The organism is Escherichia albertii (assembly GCF_028622335.1).
In the GTDB taxonomy this organism is placed as follows: Bacteria; Pseudomonadota; Gammaproteobacteria; order Enterobacterales; family Enterobacteriaceae; genus Escherichia; species Escherichia albertii.
Window position 1 is genome coordinate 4,532,487 of record NZ_CP117568.1, and the last position, 18,026, is coordinate 4,550,512.

Genomic DNA, 18,026 nt, shown 5'->3' on the forward strand with positions numbered 1-18,026 from the left:
AGTCGTCCACGGATGGATTGATCTTATCTCGTGCTTCACATTTGAATAGTTTGTCATTAGGATGTTTCCGGTTTTTTAGATATGGAAATTGATATGAAGAGGATTATTAGCGTCGTTGCTGGCGCTATCATGTTATCTGGGTGCGCAACTATTGTTGGTGATGAAACGCAACTTGTGCAAGTGAACAGCAATCCTTCTGGTGCGAGCTTTAAGGTAAAAGATGAATCAGGTGTGATTGTTGCGCAAGGTAAAACTCCACAAGGAGTAACTCTTGCCAAGTCAGATGGTAGTTATTTTGGCAAAAAGAGCTACCAGATCACTATGGAAAAGGATGGGTACGAACCAGTTACCCTGCCAATCAAAGCCAATGCTAATGGTTGGTATATTGGTGGAAACCTTGTGTTTGGTGGGTTAATTGGTTGGCTTGCTGTTGATCCATTTAATGGTGGGATGTATACCTTGAAGCCAAAAGAGGCAAACGCATCTCTTATACCTTCCACGAAGCAAGATTAAGAAATGAAACCCACCGTCAGGTGGGTTTTTTATAAGGAGAAATCATGACCATAGAAGAACGCCTGAACAACATTGAGTTGAATCAAACCCTGCTTGACCAGCGACTTTCAGATCTTGAGCTTAAAGATCTAGATGCGCAAATATCAGAAGCAGAAGCCAAGCTCTCCAGCTTAAACCACCGCAAGAAGCAAATCCGCAACAGAATTACTCAGGGACGCGGAAGCTGTTGAGGTGGGATGCTAGGTCTCTATCGTTAAAATCAAGGCTGCTAATCATTTCATTGTAAATGGCGTTTTTATCTTCCATTGGCAGTCTTGAGTAAACCAGACACAGAGCATATTTCAGGGAGTTTAGCTCCTTCTCTAATTCTTCCTTGCTTGACGTTTTTGACTTAATAAGCTGTTTTTTATTCATTTTGCATCCTTACGATTCACATCTTTTGGTAGATACTTGTGAATTGGCCAATCCATGAACGCAAGCGCGAGCCACGCCACCACGTTAAAGCCAGGGATTGTTAAACATACAGCCATCTTCCAGTCAAAACCGGCCTTTTTGGATATTTTTAACGCAGGTATAAAAAAGATAAAAACGAAAAAAATCACCATAATAATCAATGATAATGGCGACCCTTGTTGTTGCTCCATGGTTATCCTCCATCTCTTACACGTTTTAACACATCAATAGCTACATCAAACGCCTCTTGCTCAGACTTTGTCAGGATTCGACTACTTGAAGGTATTAGCTGCCCTTTATGAATTTTTATCCATAGTTCGATAGCTGAAATAATCTCTGCGTTTATCGAGCGGCGATTTGTTGCAGCAATATGCGTAAGTTGCTGTTTTATCTCATCAGGCATTCTTACGTTGAATTGTGGATCATTTCTAGCCACGTCGTTCTCCTTTTATTTGTTGACATGCTAGAACGGTAGTAGTACGCTTTCAATAGTAGTACGGTACTATCAATGAGTGAAATGGAGTTGAATATGCAAGGTGCAAGAAAAATGCCTCAGTTCAATTTGCGGTGGCCTAAAGAAGTATTGGATTTGGTGCGCAAGGTAGCTGAAGAGAACGGGCGATCTGTTAACTCTGAGATTTACAAGCGAGTGTTGGACAGCCTGAAGAGAGAGGGGATAACGGTATGAAGGTATCTTATATAGATTGCGACTTCTGTCATGCATCCACATTGACAGATAAAGAAGCTGTTATGTTCACTAATATTGACAGGAAAGCTATTGGTTATCGAGAAGTCCACATCTGTAATAAGTGCATTGTTGATGCTTGGGAAGCACTAAACGGTAAAGATAAGAATTTTTATCTCAGAGCAACTGTAGAAGGTAGGCACTTTAAAGAAGTGAAAAGTTGAAGCCCCAACTGCGGTAACAGTCAGGGCTTCGGTTGTCGGTAAATCCTTGGAGAAAAACCAACATGAATAGTATAGCAATTTTAGAAGCAGTGAACACCTCTTACGTACCATTCAACGGTCAGCAAATTATCACCGCCATGGCTGCCGGAGTTGCATATGTTGCGATGAAGCCAATCGTTGAAAACCTTGGAATGAGCTGGTCAACGCAGCAAACAAAACTCATGAAGCAGATTAGCAAATTCAACTGTGTTCATATGAACATGGTTGCCGCTGATGGGAAGCTTCGTAAGCTACTCTGCCTTCCTTTGAAGAAGTTAAATGGATGGCTGTTCAGCATCAACCCTGAGAAAGTTCGTGCTGACATCCGTGATAAACTGATTCAGTACCAGGAGGAATGCTTTAGCGTGCTGCATGACTACTGGACTAAAGGCCATGTAGTTAACCCACGCAAAGCTAAAAAGGCGTTGCCGGGTAAAATTACCACTGAACAGCAGGAAGCCATTAAACAACTCGTCATGAGTCGCGGTCAGTCTCTGCCAAAAGAAAAACAGGCGAAGGCGATGATCACCATGTGGTCGTCGCTGAAATCCCATTTTGGATGTTCGTACAAAGAAATCAGTGAGGAGCAGTTTACCGAAGCACTGTCACTTGCAGCTCGAGTTCCGCTTGAAGGCGAGTTCATTGGCAAGCAAGAAGAGTTACCAGCGCCAAAACTGGATATTAACTTCCCGATTTCATGGTTTTCTGAAAATGCACCTTACGCCATTATCAGGCAGCAATGCGGTGATACTGTTGCTCTTGACCGCAGCGCACTCGTTGAATGCAGTCCGGCGTATAAACTAATCGATATTCTGACAAAAGCGGGGTATGACGTTTCAGCAGTAAGAGCCGAGCTAAAAGCACTTCGCCATTTTATGGCTGAGCAAAGCTGGGCACTTAAAGAGATAGCTTCATTCGCAGCGATACGTGATAGAGCGTGCCACTCAATTAAACTTTAACTACCTGCACGAAAAGTGTAGGTCAATAACCAACGCAACGACCCAGCTTCGGCTTGGTTTTTTTATGCCCAAAATTCACCGTAGCCACGCTGCGGCGATTCCTTGTATCTGGAGCAAATTAAATGACAGACATTACAGCCAATGTTGTAGTGAGTATGCCTTCGCAACTCTTCACTATGGCGCGTTCTTTTAAAGCCGTAGCTAATGGCAAAATTTATATCGGAAAAATTGACACTGACCCGGTAAATCCAGAAAACCAGATCCAGGTTTATGTGGAGAACGAAGATGGCTCTCATGTTCCTGTTTCGCAACCAATCATCATTAACGCTGCTGGATATCCGGTATATAACGGACAGATTGCCAAGTTCGTAACTGTGCAAGGTCATTCTATGGCTGTGTACGATGCATATGGGGCGCAGCAGTTCTATTTTCCGAATGTGCTGAAGTATGACCCTGATCAGCTTGAGAAGAGGCTTGCTTCTGGAATGGATGATGAAGGTGATGCACTGATTGGCGTTAAGCAACCATACCCAAATACGGTGTTTCGCACACAGCATGGTTTAAATGCGGATTATGTGAATGTAAAAGATTGGGGTGCTAAAGGTGATGGAGTAACTGATGACACATCCGCAATTGAGGCTGCATGGTTGGCGGTAACATCAAAAGGTAGCAAATACTTTGCACAGCACCCAATTGGTGAGAGTATACTTAATTGGGCGAGCATCAATGGACCTAAACTTTATTTCCCTGCCGGACGATATATATATCGTGGTAACGGTCTAACTCTGAACGATACTGTAAATCAGGTGCCTTTTGTAGCCATAAAGGGAGAGTCGAAATCATCAGTAGAAATATGGCTTGATGGAGATATGTATCTGGTTAACTCTGATGTTAACCCATATCTTATTGATGTATCAGATTTTAAGGTTTATGGCGGGCTAGGGCTTTTGAAGTTCACGTCTGTAGCGAAAAATCAAGTCCAACTATCCAAGATTGAGAACATCCTTTTCACGGCGTTTAGGGAGTGCGCTATAGGCCTTAGCTCTCAGGACTGGCCGAATACAAAATTAAGAGATTTGCAGTTTTACCCTCGTTCCGGGTATCAGACTATATGCATCATGATGTCTGGTTGGTGCGCCAACTCAGAAATAATTGGTTGCGAATTTGGGCTGGCTGAAGGGGGAGGCGTTTATTCATATGGCATCAAACTTAACATAGCTGCAGCAGATGAAGGCGGGTATCGAGGACCTACCACACCCATTCTAATTGCCGACAACAGTGTATACCGCAGAAATAGTGTTGATGGCTCTGCATCAGTATGGATTGTTCCAAACCCATCCACTAATGATAATGCTGGTCGTGCCGTGGTGTTCCGAAACAATAAATGGGGAGCAGAGAATGTCAATTCCAATTCTTATCATATATTAATAGCTGATGAGTCGCCGACAGGGTCGTGGGGAGGTGCGAAACGCCACCTTACTAATAAGTCATCAGGTTATATTCGTGGTTTGCTTTTTGATAAAAACAATGTTCGTTTCGAGTCTAACGCGACTCAGCCGCCATACATTGCCTCATTTACTCCGCATGTCCAGGGTTTAGTATGTGAGGATATCGTTGACAATGCTCTGCCTGTTCTAATGATGGAGTATAGGGGAGGGATGGTTTATGCGGACTTTAACCCTCAAGACTGTGATAATCTTTTTTCTACTCGTTATTGGCTTGCTCCAACATCAATCAACTATTCAGGCGCACCAGTTAGTTATGTAACAAACTTCCCGGCAACAGCAAGGGTGATTGACGAGAAGAATTACCTGAATATGTCATGCGGAACAGCCTTTCCAGGTGAAAGTAGCGTTACCTATCGAAACCTTATGACATTATTAGACTCAGCGTCAGGTACTGTTAACGGAGCCTCGAAGACAGTTATCGATAATAGTATAGGCGTACCTTCTGAAGCAGTTTCTTTAGTATTTGCATCAAATATTGGTAGGATTACATACCCTCTAAAATCATGGGATGCAAATCGAATCATCTGGATCGAGGTAGAGCTTTCTCGCGGTGATACCAACCCCATGTCCAGTGTAACTGTTGAGGTAGTTGAGTCTGATACTGTCAGGTTTGTCAGGAGATATTTAAACATTACGCCAGAATGGAGGCTTTATCGTATCCCAATTTCTTTGCCAGCAGGCTCAACTGTCGCCAATCTGCGCATTGTTGGCAGTGGTTATGCAACATCCGCCACAACTGTGAAAATTGGTAGGGTTGCCGCTTATCATGCTTCTGAGCCGATAAATACAGGTCATGCTCGTAGTATAGGTAGCGCATGGAATAGCCAGCACCTGGTTATGGGAGGCTATCATCTTTGGGTAGATGGGGCCGGTCTATTGAGGATTAAAAACGGAGTTCCTACAAGCGGCACAGATGGTGTGATTGTAGGAACTCAGTCTTAACAAAGCCGCACGGATGCGGCATAAATTAGCACTTTGATTTGTCAAACCAAAAAACTGGCGCAAGAGGACAAAAATCTCCTTGCGCCAGTGCTCTGTTACAGGTCACTAATACCATCTAAGTAGTTGATTCATAGTGACTGGATATGTTGTGTTTTGTAGTATTATACAGTCTGTTTTTTAGACTGAATATATTGTAATATGTTGATATTATTTGTTTTTACAGTTTCGTATTCAACTTTTTTATACTAAGTTGGCCTTATAAAAAAGCATCGCTTATCAATTTGTTGCCACAAACAGGTCACTATCAGCCAAAATAAAATCATTATTTGATTTCAATTTTGTCCCCCTCTGCTTTTGTCATCACGATACGGTGATGTCATGGTGTCCGACACATGCCCGAGAAGGCGCGGTGTAAACTTATCGCTTATCTGCTTCTCATTAGAGTCTTGCAGAAAAACTGCACAACTCGTGAAGGGTAGGCGGAGTTCCTTAGAAGGAAAGACCTGATACTTTTCGTGCGCGCATAAAATACCTTGATACCGTGCCGGATGAAAGCAGTTCACGACGAGTAGATGCAATTATGGTTTCTCCATCGGACATCTCTTTAGTATTTAATCAGGCGTTAATGATGTGGCCCTGAAACGACTAGCTGTGCTCGCCATTATCAGTGGCGATGTGGAAACGCCCCCGGGCGAAGCCGTGTATTACGGCATGGACGCCCGATATAACGGGTACGGTCAACTCCTGTACGAAAACACTATCGACAAAAGATCACCTCAAAAGTGCAGCGATCAACAGCACAGCAAAAACGGCGTAGACGAATGCAAAATGTTCGGAAACTGACTTTCAAAATGGGCGTTGACCGTCAGGAAAACGTATCAGTTATAGTGTGGATCACGTTGGTACATCCTGAGTAAAAATTTACGCCCGCTATTATTTGGCGAGCGTAAGACAGCTAAAATATCTTTTAGATATGTTGAGAATGGTTGCTATAGGTGGTTTCAGTTAACCAGTCATTAATTATGCGGTTTACCTCATTTGCGTGAGTGATATTTAGTGCATGATGAGCGTCGGGTATAACTTCAAGTTTAGAATGATTAATCATTTTTTGCATTTTCATGGCTTTCTCCAGGGGGATGCCTGAATCACTGGAACCATGAATAATCAATGTTGGGGTATCTATGTTATGTATTTTATGTGAGATGTTGTCGCGCTCGAGCATTGCATTCATGGCTAATTTAATATTTTCAGGTTTATGCTGCAGCCATATCTCTCGCCATTTTTCGGCTTCAGGCTTATTATTACCGAAAAATATTGGCAATAAAGACGAAATGATATTCTCTTTTATGGTTGGAACCTGCCAACCATTGCATAGTTCAATATAATTGGATGCGATGTCGGGAGGATCTTGTTCAGCCTGTGTTGCAATCAGTATTAACCCTGCCAGACGCTCTGGGTGTGACAATGCAAAGCGTAATGATATATATCCTCCCATGGACATTCCACCCAGGATAAATTTATCAAGGTGTAAAAGATCTGCAATTTTTAATATATCATTGACTATATCATAGAGCGAGTATGGTTCTATCTGATCTGTGTTTATGTCGAACCCACGGACATTAATACAAATAATTCTGTGCTTTTCTTTGAGTGCATCAACCTGATATGTAAACATATTGCTATTCATGAAAAAGCCATGAACCAATACGATGGGGGGATTCAACCTGTTTGTTTCAGAGTATCCAGAATCAGTAAATTGATATTTCATACAATCTCCATGTTTGTATTGCCAGTATATCATATTGCCATGATAAGAAAGTTATGATTTAACTGATACAATCGTACACTTATACCTGATAAGCTCACGGGATACAACAATTATTAATGTTATAATGTGTGTTTTTAATGAATTTAATTTTCTTTTTTTTTGAAAAAACAATTTGTTTTTGTGGTTTTGTTTTTAGGTTAAGGCGAGTAATTTTTTATTAATAAAACTAATTTGTAGAGAAATAATATAGTATGACGAGTTCACAGAAACAGGAGTTAATATTCGGTTTTTGTTGTCATGTACGGGGGATATTTGTTAAGAAAGTAAATGTGGATTTATTGTTAAGGTAGAGACGTATGTTATCACCAGCACTTATCAATTTGGGATGTTCATGGAATTCTTTAACCAGAAATCTGACTACGCCTGATAATAGTGTTTTATCCTCTGTAAGGGATGCTGCCGCACGCTCAGATAATGGGGCGCAAGTTAAGGTAGGTAACAGAACATATCGTGTAGTTGTAACGGATAATAAGTATAGTGTTTCAAGGGAAAGCAATAGTGGTTGTTTTACTAATATGCTACATAGACTGGGGTGGCCTAAGGGAGAGATTAGTAGAAAAATTGAGGTTATGTTGAATGCATCGCCAGTGAACAGAGGAGCAGAAAGGAGCTCTGTTCATTCGAAAATGCCTGATTTACCTCCAGTGGATTATATGCAGCCAGAGTTACCACCCGTGGACTATAATAACCCGCCAGCGCCAGGTAGTGTCATTGGTAAAGGTGGTAATGCCGTAGTATATGAAGATCTGGCTGATAAAACAAAAGTTCTGAAGATGTTTACTACACCTCAGGGGCCTGAAGAGGTCACTCTCGAAATTGCTTGTTTCAACAAATATTATGGCGCCGGGAGTGCAGAGAAAATATGCGATGATAATGGCGATACTATTGGTATTAGAATGAAAAAAATAGATGGGCAATCGCTTTTGGATATTAAGTTATTACCCGCACAGGCCGAACAGGCTATTTACGATATGTTTGACAGGCTGGAACAAAAAGGAATTCTTTTTGTTGCTACTACAGAAACAAATGTTTTATATGATCATGTTAAAAATGAATTTAATCCAATAGATATCTCCTCTTTTAATATTTCTGGTTCGCAGTCACCGAGAGAAATGCGAGATCTGCAAGCTTATTATGGAGGGAGGCAAGATCTCATTAATGAGGTATTAAATAGAATTCCATAATATTTAACCGAGAAAGATATAAAATAAATCAGGTAATTTTTATTATGCCGATAAACTTAACACCCTATTTAACTCCCGGTGGACTATTGGGAGCAATACCTCAGAATACACTGTCTGAGATACGAACACAAAGCGCCAACGGAGGTGCTCAAATTCTGTTAGGCGCGACGATAGTTACTGTACGTCCTGTCTTTTTGGGTTTCTTTATGGGAAGTGTTAGCCCGGCAGGATTGTCTGAAGGGGCTTTCCGGGCAGCATTGAGTAATATTGAGCAGATCGAACGTAATCTCAATAATGGTCTCTCTGGTCGCGAGGTTTTGGAAAGTATACCTCGCCCTTCTGTTCCGCCGCCTCGCCCTTCTGTAATGCAGTCAGGGCTGTTGTTAGATAAGATAAATAAATGCGCATTTCGTGTTGACGCGGCATCCCTGAAAGGACCGGAAGATGTGCTAACATGTCCGATTACATTATGTATACCTGAAGATGGTGTTTTTATGAAAAACGCTGGTAACTCAAGTATATGTACTTTATATGATAAAGCATCATTAGAGCATCTTGTTAATACAAATGCACCTCATCCGCTGAGTAGGGAGTCAATAACAGTATCAATGATTGTGGAAAGAGATAAATGTAATTTTGATTTTCAAAGACAATGTTTTATTGCTAAATAACATTAGATTTGTATTGTAATTGAGGGTTTAATGATTAAATCTGTATTTTAATGTATTTTTCTTAAATGAGATCATAAGTGTGTTTCCTGTTTCATCTACTGTACCACATAACTGGAACTGTCATTCTGCTGAGTGCGCGCCCTTTCCTGATATTCCTGAGCACGCAGACGCGCCATCACCGGTGCGTCTTTCTTATGATAAAATTGCGACGAATAGTGATTTTAAATTAAATCCAGAATGTTTAGCTGAATATTTCATTTCTGGTCCAGGAGGGATTGATCCTGATATAGAAATTGATGATGATATTTATGCTGAGTGTTATCAGCGTTTATCGGAAATTCTGGAGGATGCTTATACTCAAAGTGAGACATTTCGTAGATTGATGAATCATGCTTACGATAAAGAATTGTACGATATTGAACAACGTTGGTTATTGGGGGCAGGGGAAGCCTTTGGTGCAACAATAACACCAGAGCAACTTTCTGTATCTGAAGGAAGAAAAGTTATTTGCCTCAATTTGGATGAAGACAATAATGGGGACAATCCTGAGTATTATGAAAGCAATGATGGTCCAAAACCTTTTGATACTGAGCGTTCTTTTATGCACGAAATCGTACATGCTCTGACTCATCTTGAGGATAAGGAAGATAATCATCCAAGAGGTCCAGTTGTTGAATATACGAACATAATCCTTAGAGAGTTGGGGAATCAGTCTGCTCCGAGGATTATTTACTGAATAAAGAATGATATTGCAGGCAAAAGCCAGATGGCACAGCACCATCTGGCGGAGCACTTAGCTGAACATTGCAGTAATTGATGCGCTGGCAAGAGAGTGGAAATGGACATTGAACCCGACCATCGCGCCACTGGCGCCTTCATCGACATCAATACGTTCTACATCCAGCGCGTGAACGGTAAAAATGTAGCGGTGAGTTTCGCCTTTCGGTGGTGCTGCGCCGTCGTATCCCGTTTTACCAAAATCGGTACGTGTTTGCAGAACGCCGTCCGGGATTGCCACCAGTCCAGAGCCAAATCCTTGCGGCAATACACGGGTATCGGCGGGTAAGTTAACAACCACCCAGTGCCACCAGCCAGAGCCAGTTGGCGCATCCGGGTCATAGCAGGTGACGACAAAACTTTTGGTTCCCGCAGGAACGTCATCCCACGCCAGATGCGGCGAAATATTATCGCCATCGTAACCCATGCCGTTAAAGACATGACGATGCGGCAGCTTATCGCCATCGCGCAGATCATTACTGATGAGTTTCATGAACCCTCCTTTCTTGTTTGCAAAAAGTGTAGCCAGAAACCCTCACGCTGACTGCTCGTTATTAGCAAAAAAATGTTTCATCCTGTACTGCTCGATTTACCGCTGCGGTCAGGCGCTGCAACTGTTCCGGGCGAATAATATAGGGCGGCATCAGGTAGATAAGTTTGCCAAAAGGACGGATCCACACGCCTTGTTCGACAAAGAATTTTTGCAGGGCCGCCATATTCACCGGGCGAGTCGTTTCGACCACGCCTATTGCGCCCAGCACGCGGACATCGGCAACCAGTTCGGCGTTACGGGCTGGTGTGAGTTGCTCGCGTAGCTGCACTTCAATAGCCGCTACCTGCTGCTGCCATTTTCCTGATTCGATAATCGCCAGGCTGGCGTTTGCTGCCGCGCAGGCCAGTGGATTGCCCATAAAGGTTGGCCCGTGCATAAAGCAGCCGGCTTCGCCGTTACTGATGGTTTCAGCGACCTGACGCGTAGTGAGCGTGGCGGAAAGGGTCATCGTGCCGCCGGTTAAAGCTTTACCGAGGCATAAAATATCCGGCGCGATATCTGCATGTTCGCAGGCAAACAGTTTACCAGTACGACCAAATCCGGTGGCTATTTCGTCAGCAATCAGCAAGATACCTTCACGGTCGCACATTTTGCGGATTCGTTTTAACCATGCTGGATGGTAGATGCGCATCCCACCTGCGCCCTGGACAATCGGTTCAATGATCACCGCAGCGATTTCATGACGATGCGTCGCCATCAGGCGGGCAAAGCCCACCATATCGCGCTCATCCCATTCGCCGTCTATGCGGCTTTGTGGGGCCGGAGCAAACAAGTTTTCCGGCAGATAGCCTTTCCACAGGCTGTGCATTGAGTTATCTGGATCGCACACCGACATCGCGCCAAAAGTATCGCCATGATAACCATTGCGAAAGGTCAGAAAACGCTGACGCGCTTCACCTTTAGCCTGCCAGTATTGCAACGCCATTTTCATCGCCACTTCCACCGCTACGGAACCGGAGTCTGCGAGAAAAACGCACTCCAGGGGTTTTGGCGTCATCGTCACCAGTTTGCGGCACAATTCGATGGCTGGCGTATGGGTAATACCGCCAAACATCACATGTGACATAGCATCAATTTGCGACTTCATTGCTGCATTAAGCTGCGGGTGATTGTAACCGTGGATTGCTGCCCACCAGGACGACATACCGTCAACCAGGCGTCTGCCGTCAGACAAAATCAGCTCGCAACCTTCCGCACTCGCCACCGGATAAACCGGCAGCGGGGAGGTCATGGATGTGTATGGGTGCCAGATATGGCGTTGGTCAAAGGCAAGATCGTCCGTTGTCATAATCGACTTGTAAACCAAATTGAAAAGATTTAGGTTTACGAGTCTACACCGAATTAACAACAAAAAACACGTTTTGGAGAAGCCCCATGGCTCACCGCCCACGCTGGACATTGTCGCAAGTCACAGAATTATTTGAAAAACCGTTGCTGGATCTGCTGTTTGAAGCGCAGCAGGTACATCGTCAGCATTTCGATCCCCGTCAGGTTCAGGTCAGTACTTTGTTGTCGATAAAAACGGGGGCCTGCCCGGAAGATTGCAAATATTGCCCGCAAAGCTCGCGCTATAAAACCGGACTGGAAGCCGAACGTTTAATGGAAGTCGAACAGGTACTGGAGTCGGCGCGCAAAGCGAAAGCGGCGGGTTCGACGCGTTTTTGCATGGGCGCGGCGTGGAAGAATCCCCACGAACGTGATATGCCGTACCTGGAACAGATGGTGCAGGGGGTAAAAGCGATGGGCCTGGAGGCGTGTATGACGCTGGGCACGTTGAGTGAATCTCAGGCGCAGCGCCTCGCGAATGCCGGGCTGGATTACTACAACCACAACCTTGACACCTCGCCGGAGTTTTACGGCAATATCATCACTACGCGTACTTATCAGGAACGCCTCGATACCCTGGAAAAAGTGCGCGAAGCTGGGATTAAAGTTTGCTCTGGCGGCATTGTGGGCCTGGGCGAAACGGTGAAAGATCGCGCCGGATTATTACTACAACTGGCGAACTTGCCGACGCCACCGGAAAGCGTGCCAATCAACATGCTGGTGAAGGTGAAAGGCACGCCGCTGGCTGATAACGATGATGTCGATGCCTTTGATTTTATTCGCACCATTGCTGTAGCGCGAATCATGATGCCGACCTCTTACGTGCGCCTTTCTGCCGGGCGTGAGCAAATGAACGAACAGACCCAGGCGATGTGCTTTATGGCTGGGGCTAACTCGATTTTCTACGGCTGCAAGTTACTGACCACACCAAATCCAGAAGAAGATAAAGACCTGCAACTGTTCCGCAAACTGGGGCTAAACCCACAACAAACCGCCGTGCTGGCGGGCGATAACGAACAACAGCAACGTCTGGAGCAGGCGCTGATGACCCCGGACACTGACGAATATTACAACGCGGCAACGCTATGAGCTGGCAGGAAAAAATCAATGCGGCGCTCGATGCGCGGCGTGCTGCCGATGCCCTGCGTCGTCGTTATCCGGTGGCGCAAGGAGCCGGGCGCTGGCTGGTGGCAGATGATCGCCAGTATCTGAATTTTTCCAGCAATGATTACCTCGGCTTAAGCCATCATCCGCAGATTATCCGCGCCTGGCAGCAGGGTGCGGAACAATTCGGCGTCGGCAGCGGTGGTTCCGGGCATGTCAGCGGTTATAGCGTGGCGCATCAGGCGCTGGAAGAAGAACTGGCTGAGTGGCTGGGTTATTCACGGGCGCTGCTGTTTATCTCCGGGTTTGCTGCCAATCAGGCAGTCATTGCCGCGATGATGGCGAAAGAGGATCGTATCGTTGCCGACCGACTGAGTCACGCTTCATTGCTGGAGGCAGCCAGCTTAAGCCCGTCCCAGCTTCGTCGTTTTGCTCATAACGATGTCGCTCATCTGGCACGCCTGCTTGCTACCTCCTGTCCGGGGCGACAACTGGTGGTGACAGAGGGCGTATTCAGTATGGACGGCGATAGTGCGCCGCTGGCGGAAATCCAGCAGGTAACGCAACAGTGTAATGGTTGGTTGATGGTCGACGATGCCCATGGTACGGGCGTTATTGGAGAGCAAGGACGCGGGAGCTGCTGGCAGAATAAGGTGAAGCCGGAACTGTTGGTGGTCACTTTTGGCAAAGGATTTGGCGTCAGCGGGGCGGCAGTGCTTTGCTCCGATATGGTCGCGGATTATCTGCTGCAGTTTGCTCGCCATCTTATCTACAGCACCAGTATGCCGCCCGCTCAGGCGCAGGCATTACGTGCGTCGCTGGCGGTGATTCGTAGCGAAGAGGGGGAGGCTCGGCGCGAAAAGCTGGCTGATCTGATTACGCGTTTTCGTGCCGGAGTGCAGGGTTCGCCATTTACTCTCGCGGATTCTCACAGTGCCATTCAACCATTAATCGTCGGTGATAACAGTCATGCATTACGACTGGCAGAAAAGCTGCGTCAGCAAGGTTGTTGGGTCACGGCAATTCGCCCACCAACCGTACCGGCTGGCACCGCGCGGTTGCGTCTGACCTTAACTGCGGCTCATGAAACGCAGGATATTGACCGCTTGCTGGAGGCGTTACATGGCAACCGTTAATAAACAAGCGATTGCGGCGGCATTTGGTCGGGCAGCCTCACAGTATGAGCAACACGCAGAGTTACAGCGCCGTAGCGCTGATGCCTTACTGGCAATGCTCCCGCAGCGTAAATACGCCCGTGTGCTGGACGCAGGCTGTGGGCCGGGCTGGATGAGTCGTTACTGGCGCGAACGCAGTGGACAGGTGACGGCATTAGATATTTCTTCGCCGATGCTTGCGCAGGCACGTCAGCAAGATGCCGCAGATTACTATCTTGCAGGGGATATCGAATCCTTACCGTTGTCTTCTGCGACTTTCGATCTCGCGTGGAGCAATCTCGCCGTGCAGTGGTGCGCTGAATTATCCACGGCATTAGGCGAGCTTTATCGGGTGATACGCCCCGGAGGCGTAGTGGCGTTTACTACTCTGGTGCAAGGCTCGTTACCCGAGTTACATCAGGCATGGCAGGCGGTAGATGAGCGAACCCATGCAAACCGCTTTTTATCGCAAGCTGACATTGAATGGACGTTGAAAGGTTTTCGTCATCAGCATCGTCTTCAACCCATCACGCTGTGGTTTGATGACGCACTCAGCGCCATGCGTTCACTGAAAGGTATTGGCGCAACGCATCTTCACGAAGGGCGCGACCCGCGAATATTAACCCGTTCCCAGCTACAGCAACTGCAACTAGCTTGGCCGCAACAACAGAGGCGATATCCTCTGACGTATTATCTTTTTATAGGAGTGATTGTTCGTGAATAAACGTTATTTTGTCACAGGAACGGATACCGAAGTGGGGAAAACTGTCGCCAGTTGCGCACTATTACAGGCTGCGCGGGCCGTTGGTTACCGGGCTGCGGGATATAAACCAGTGGCTTCTGGCAGCGAAATGACTGTCGAAGGTTTACGCAACAGTGACGCATTGGCGTTACAGCGCAACAGCAGCCGACAACTGGATTATGCCATGATAAATCCTTACACCTTCGCAGAACCTACCTCGCCGCATATTATCAGTGCGGAAGAGGGGAGACCTATTGACCCGGCGGTTATGAGTGCGGGATTGCGCACGCTGGAAAAACAGGTTGATTGGGTGCTGGTCGAGGGGGCCGGAGGTTGGTTCACACCGCTTTCTGATGCCTTTACTTTTGCCGATTGGGTTATGCAGGAACAATTGCCAGTGATACTGGTGGTAGGGGTAAAACTCGGCTGTATTAACCATGCGATGCTGACTGCACAGGCTATACAACATGCCGGACTCACTCTGGCAGGGTGGGTGGCAAACGATGTGACGCCGCCAGGTAAACGTCACGGTGAATATATGGCCACGCTCGAAGAGATGATTCCCGCCCCGTTGCTGGGAGAAATCCCCTGGCTTAAGGAAAATCCAGAAAATGCACTAACCGGAAAGTACATCAATCTCACATCATTGTTGTAGCAATAAATTTGGTTGAATTGCGAGCAAGAACGTGCCTTCGATTGCCTGTAATTTAACCAATTAAATTCTAAAAAAATCACGAAAAAAATTTTACCTTCGCATCATGTGGTTAGTGTGGGAATTGCCCAGGCGGCGGAGGATACGGGCTGCAGGCAGTTATCCACTATTCCTGTGGATAACCATGTGTATTAGAGTTAGAAAACGCGAGGCAAGCGAGAGAATACGCGGCTTGCACGCAAATTGGCGCGAAAGAAGGCTTGGGGAAATATTTGTTATTTTTTAATTAGTTAGATAAAAGCAATGGCTGTCAGAAAAGAGACTGCTTTTGCCATAAATCTGTCATCAGTCATCTTGACAAATGTTAAAAAAACCGCCGTTTTGGGGATAAACCTGCAAACCTGGAGTTTTATCTTGTCACGGAGCAAATTTTACCCACATTCGACACCTTAGTTCACGGTGTAACAGAAATATTGTGGCGTGTAACTGTTTTTTTATCCAGTATAATTTGTTGGCATTATTAAGTACGGCGAGTAAAATTACATACCTGTCCGCCCACAGCCTCAGGTAGCGACTCATGAGTAAACCGTTCAAACTGAATTCCGCTTTCAAACCTTCTGGCGATCAGCCAGAGGCGATCCGACGTCTCGAAGAGGGGCTGGAAGATGGCCTGGCGCACCAGACACTGCTCGGCGTAACTGGCTCTGGTAAAACCTTCACCATCGCTAACGTTATCGCTGATCTGCAACGTCCAACCATGGTGTTGGCGCCGAATAAAACGCTGGCGGCCCAGTTGTACGGCGAGATGAAAGAGTTTTTCCCCGAAAACGCGGTGGAATATTTCGTCTCCTATTATGACTACTATCAGCCAGAAGCCTACGTACCGAGTTCTGACACTTTCATTGAGAAAGATGCTTCGGTAAACGAACATATTGAACAGATGCGGCTTTCAGCAACCAAAGCCTTGCTGGAGCGGCGGGACGTGGTAGTGGTCGCGTCTGTTTCTGCCATCTATGGTCTGGGCGATCCCGATTCATATCTGAAGATGATGCTGCATCTGACGGTCGGCATGATTATCGATCAGCGAGCGATCCTGCGCCGCCTGGCGGAGTTGCAATATACCCGCAACGACCAGGCTTTTCAGCGCGGGACTTTCCGTGTACGTGGCGAGGTGATTGATATTTTCCCGGCGGAATCTGACGATGTTGCGCTACGTGTGGAATTGTTTGATGAAGAGGTGGAGCGACTGTCGCTTTTCGATCCGTTAACCGGGCAGGTTATCTCAACTATCGCGCGATATACCATCTACCCAAAAACACACTATGTCACTCCGCGTGAACGTATTGTGCAGGCGATGGAAGAGATCAAAGAAGAACTGGCTGACCGACGTAAAGTGCTGTTGGCGAATAACAAGCTGCTGGAAGAACAGCGTCTGACTCAACGTACCCAGTTTGATCTGGAGATGATGAACGAGTTGGGTTATTGCTCGGGCATTGAAAACTACTCACGCTTCCTCTCCGGCCGTGGACCTGGCGAACCGCCGCCGACCCTGTTTGATTATCTGCCTGCCGATGGGCTGCTGGTGGTCGATGAATCCCACGTCACCATTCCGCAGATTGGCGGTATGTATCGCGGCGACCGGGCACGTAAAGAAACCCTGGTGGAGTATGGTTTTCGCCTGCCGTCAGCGCTGGATAACCGTCCGCTGAAGTTTGAAGAGTTCGAAGCGCTGGCCCCGCAAACTATCTATGTTTCTGCGACGCCCGGCAATTACGAGCTGGAGAAATCCGGTGGTGATGTGGTAGATCAGGTGGTGCGCCCAACAGGCCTGCTCGACCCGATTATCGAAGTGCGTCCGGTAGCGACGCAGGTCGATGATCTGCTTTCGGAGATTCGCCAGCGTGCGGCGATTAATGAACGCGTCCTGGTCACGACGTTAACCAAACGGATGGCAGAAGATCTGACAGAATATCTGGAAGAACACGGCGAACGCGTGCGTTATCTTCACTCGGACATCGATACCGTCGAGCGTATGGAAATCATCCGCGATTTGCGTCTGGGCGAGTTTGATGTACTGGTGGGGATCAACTTACTGCGCGAAGGTCTGGATATGCCTGAGGTTTCGCTGGTGGCGATCCTCGATGCGGATAAAGAGGGCTTCCTGCGCTCTGAGCGTTCGCTGATTCAGACTATCGGTCGTGCGGCGCGTAACGTCAACGGTAAAGCTATTCTCTATGGCGATAAGATCACCCCGTCGATGGCGAAAGCGATCAGTGAAACCGAACGTCGTCGTGAGAAACAGCAACGCTACAACGAAGAGCACGGCATAACACCACAAGGTCTGAACAAGAAAGTGGTCGATATCCTGGCATTGGGGCAGAGCATTGCCAAAACCAAAGCGAAGGGGAGAGGTAAATCACGTGCGATTGTTGAGCCGGATAATGTGCCAATGGATATGTCGCCAAAAGCGTTGCAGCAGAAAATCCATGAGCTGGAAGCTCAGATGATGAAACACGCACAAAATCTGGAATTCGAGGAGGCTGCGCAAATTCGCGATCAACTGCATCAATTGCGAGAGTTGTTTATTGCCGCATCGTAACAGGATAGCGAAGAAGACTGATGACAAACGAAAAACAGCCTGATGCGCTACGCTTATCAGGCCTACATGATCTCTGCAATATATTGAATTTGCACGGTTTGTAGGCCGGATAA

At 46.5% G+C, this 18,026-nt stretch carries 20 protein-coding genes and 1 pseudogene; 14 read left to right on the forward strand and 7 right to left on the reverse strand.

All coding sequences use genetic code 11. The features are described 5' to 3' along the window. Nucleotides 1–93 precede the first annotated feature (93 nt). The gene (locus tag PS053_RS21925) at nt 94–513 is read left to right on the forward strand and encodes a peptidase associated/transthyretin-like domain-containing protein (protein ID WP_000821345.1); all 420 of its coding nucleotides are present in this window, start codon (nt 94–96) and stop codon (nt 511–513) included. 44 nt (nt 514–557) lie between these two features. Beyond that, nucleotides 558–743 (forward strand): hypothetical protein, encoded by a 186-nt coding sequence (locus tag PS053_RS21930; protein WP_000151196.1) that lies wholly within the window; start codon nt 558–560, stop codon nt 741–743. On the opposite strand, the gene PS053_RS21935 is transcribed toward PS053_RS21930, so the two are convergent. Genes PS053_RS21935 through PS053_RS21945 form a run of 3 tightly spaced genes read right to left on the reverse strand, consistent with a single transcriptional unit; the run spans nt 718 to nt 1,402 of the window. Further along, complete coding sequence (locus tag PS053_RS21935; protein ID WP_016049822.1) at nt 718–927, reverse strand: hypothetical protein; 210 nt, start codon at nt 925–927, stop codon at nt 718–720. The two genes, PS053_RS21930 and PS053_RS21935, sit on opposite strands and share 26 nt — an antisense overlap. After that, entirely contained in the window at nt 924–1,157 is a 234-nt protein-coding gene (locus tag PS053_RS21940) for a hypothetical protein (RefSeq protein ID WP_000437781.1), read from the reverse strand. Before PS053_RS21940 ends, PS053_RS21935 begins: the two co-directional genes overlap by 4 nt. Nucleotides 1,158–1,159: 2 nt before the next feature. Beyond that, entirely contained in the window at nt 1,160–1,402 is a 243-nt protein-coding gene (locus PS053_RS21945; RefSeq protein ID WP_000113456.1) for an Arc family DNA-binding protein, read from the reverse strand. A gap of 93 nt (nt 1,403–1,495) precedes the next feature. On the opposite strand from PS053_RS21945, the gene PS053_RS21950 reads away from it, so the two are divergent. The 4 genes from PS053_RS21950 to PS053_RS21965 all read left to right on the forward strand — a co-directional run bounded on the left by PS053_RS21950 (nt 1,496) and on the right by PS053_RS21965 (nt 5,323). Next, complete coding sequence (locus tag PS053_RS21950) at nt 1,496–1,654, forward strand: Arc family DNA-binding protein (protein WP_001161119.1); 159 nt, start codon at nt 1,496–1,498, stop codon at nt 1,652–1,654. After that, nucleotides 1,651–1,875, forward strand: coding sequence for a hypothetical protein (locus PS053_RS21955; RefSeq protein WP_000868958.1), 225 nt, complete (start codon nt 1,651–1,653; stop codon nt 1,873–1,875). Before PS053_RS21950 ends, PS053_RS21955 begins: the two co-directional genes overlap by 4 nt. A gap of 62 nt (nt 1,876–1,937) precedes the next feature. Next, nucleotides 1,938–2,873, forward strand: coding sequence for a phage antirepressor N-terminal domain-containing protein (locus tag PS053_RS21960; RefSeq protein ID WP_273774522.1), 936 nt, complete (start codon nt 1,938–1,940; stop codon nt 2,871–2,873). Between the two features lie 122 nt (nt 2,874–2,995). After that, nucleotides 2,996–5,323 (forward strand): phage head-binding domain-containing protein, encoded by a 2,328-nt coding sequence (locus PS053_RS21965; RefSeq protein WP_273774524.1) that lies wholly within the window; start codon nt 2,996–2,998, stop codon nt 5,321–5,323. 322 nt (nt 5,324–5,645) lie between these two features. On the opposite strand, the pseudogene PS053_RS21970 reads toward PS053_RS21965, so the two are convergent. Then, nucleotides 5,646–5,929 (reverse strand): annotated as a pseudogene (locus PS053_RS21970) (tyrosine-type recombinase/integrase); the annotation flags it as partial. Nucleotides 5,930–6,290: 361 nt separating this feature from the next. Then, complete coding sequence (locus tag PS053_RS21975) at nt 6,291–7,091, reverse strand: alpha/beta fold hydrolase (RefSeq protein WP_256879298.1); 801 nt, start codon at nt 7,089–7,091, stop codon at nt 6,291–6,293. A 356-nt stretch (nt 7,092–7,447) separates the two neighbouring features. Here PS053_RS21975 and nleH point away from each other — a divergent pair, with 356 nt between their 5' ends. The 3 genes from nleH (at nt 7,448) to PS053_RS21990 (ending at nt 9,742) form a co-directional block, all read left to right on the forward strand. After that, nucleotides 7,448–8,335 (forward strand): type III secretion system effector kinase NleH, encoded by an 888-nt coding sequence (gene nleH / locus PS053_RS21980; RefSeq protein WP_273774525.1) that lies wholly within the window; start codon nt 7,448–7,450, stop codon nt 8,333–8,335. Between the two features lie 44 nt (nt 8,336–8,379). Further along, nucleotides 8,380–9,006, forward strand: coding sequence for a T3SS effector NleG family protein (locus PS053_RS21985; RefSeq protein WP_001122176.1), 627 nt, complete (start codon nt 8,380–8,382; stop codon nt 9,004–9,006). A 79-nt stretch (nt 9,007–9,085) separates the two neighbouring features. After that, complete coding sequence (locus tag PS053_RS21990; RefSeq protein WP_050544000.1) at nt 9,086–9,742, forward strand: PipA/GogA/GtgA family type III secretion system effector; 657 nt, start codon at nt 9,086–9,088, stop codon at nt 9,740–9,742. 57 nt (nt 9,743–9,799) lie between these two features. On the opposite strand, the gene PS053_RS21995 is transcribed toward PS053_RS21990, so the two are convergent. Beyond that, on the reverse strand, nt 9,800–10,276 hold the full coding sequence (locus PS053_RS21995; protein WP_000767387.1) for a kinase inhibitor: 477 nt from the start codon (nt 10,274–10,276) through the stop codon (nt 9,800–9,802). Between the two features lie 61 nt (nt 10,277–10,337). Further along, nucleotides 10,338–11,624: an adenosylmethionine--8-amino-7-oxononanoate transaminase gene (gene bioA / locus PS053_RS22000; protein ID WP_010342335.1), complete on the reverse strand. Its 1,287-nt coding sequence runs from the start codon at nt 11,622–11,624 to the stop codon at nt 10,338–10,340. 86 nt (nt 11,625–11,710) lie between these two features. On the opposite strand from bioA, the gene bioB reads away from it, so the two are divergent. From bioB to uvrB, 5 genes are all read left to right on the forward strand, one after another. Then, nucleotides 11,711–12,751: a biotin synthase BioB gene (gene bioB, locus PS053_RS22005; protein ID WP_000951219.1), complete on the forward strand. Its 1,041-nt coding sequence runs from the start codon at nt 11,711–11,713 to the stop codon at nt 12,749–12,751. Beyond that, nucleotides 12,748–13,902 (forward strand): 8-amino-7-oxononanoate synthase, encoded by a 1,155-nt coding sequence (bioF, locus tag PS053_RS22010; protein ID WP_054411097.1) that lies wholly within the window; start codon nt 12,748–12,750, stop codon nt 13,900–13,902. The genes bioB and bioF overlap by 4 nt, the downstream gene beginning before the upstream one ends. Continuing rightward, nucleotides 13,889–14,644, forward strand: a complete 756-nt coding sequence (gene bioC / locus PS053_RS22015; protein WP_256879297.1) for a malonyl-ACP O-methyltransferase BioC — start codon at nt 13,889–13,891, stop codon at nt 14,642–14,644. The genes bioF and bioC overlap by 14 nt, the downstream gene beginning before the upstream one ends. Beyond that, on the forward strand, nt 14,637–15,317 hold the full coding sequence (gene bioD, locus PS053_RS22020) for a dethiobiotin synthase (RefSeq protein WP_001042906.1): 681 nt from the start codon (nt 14,637–14,639) through the stop codon (nt 15,315–15,317). Before bioC ends, bioD begins: the two co-directional genes overlap by 8 nt. A gap of 574 nt (nt 15,318–15,891) precedes the next feature. Continuing rightward, on the forward strand, nt 15,892–17,913 hold the full coding sequence (uvrB, locus tag PS053_RS22025; protein WP_000042513.1) for an excinuclease ABC subunit UvrB: 2,022 nt from the start codon (nt 15,892–15,894) through the stop codon (nt 17,911–17,913). Nucleotides 17,914–18,026: the final 113 nt, after the last annotated feature.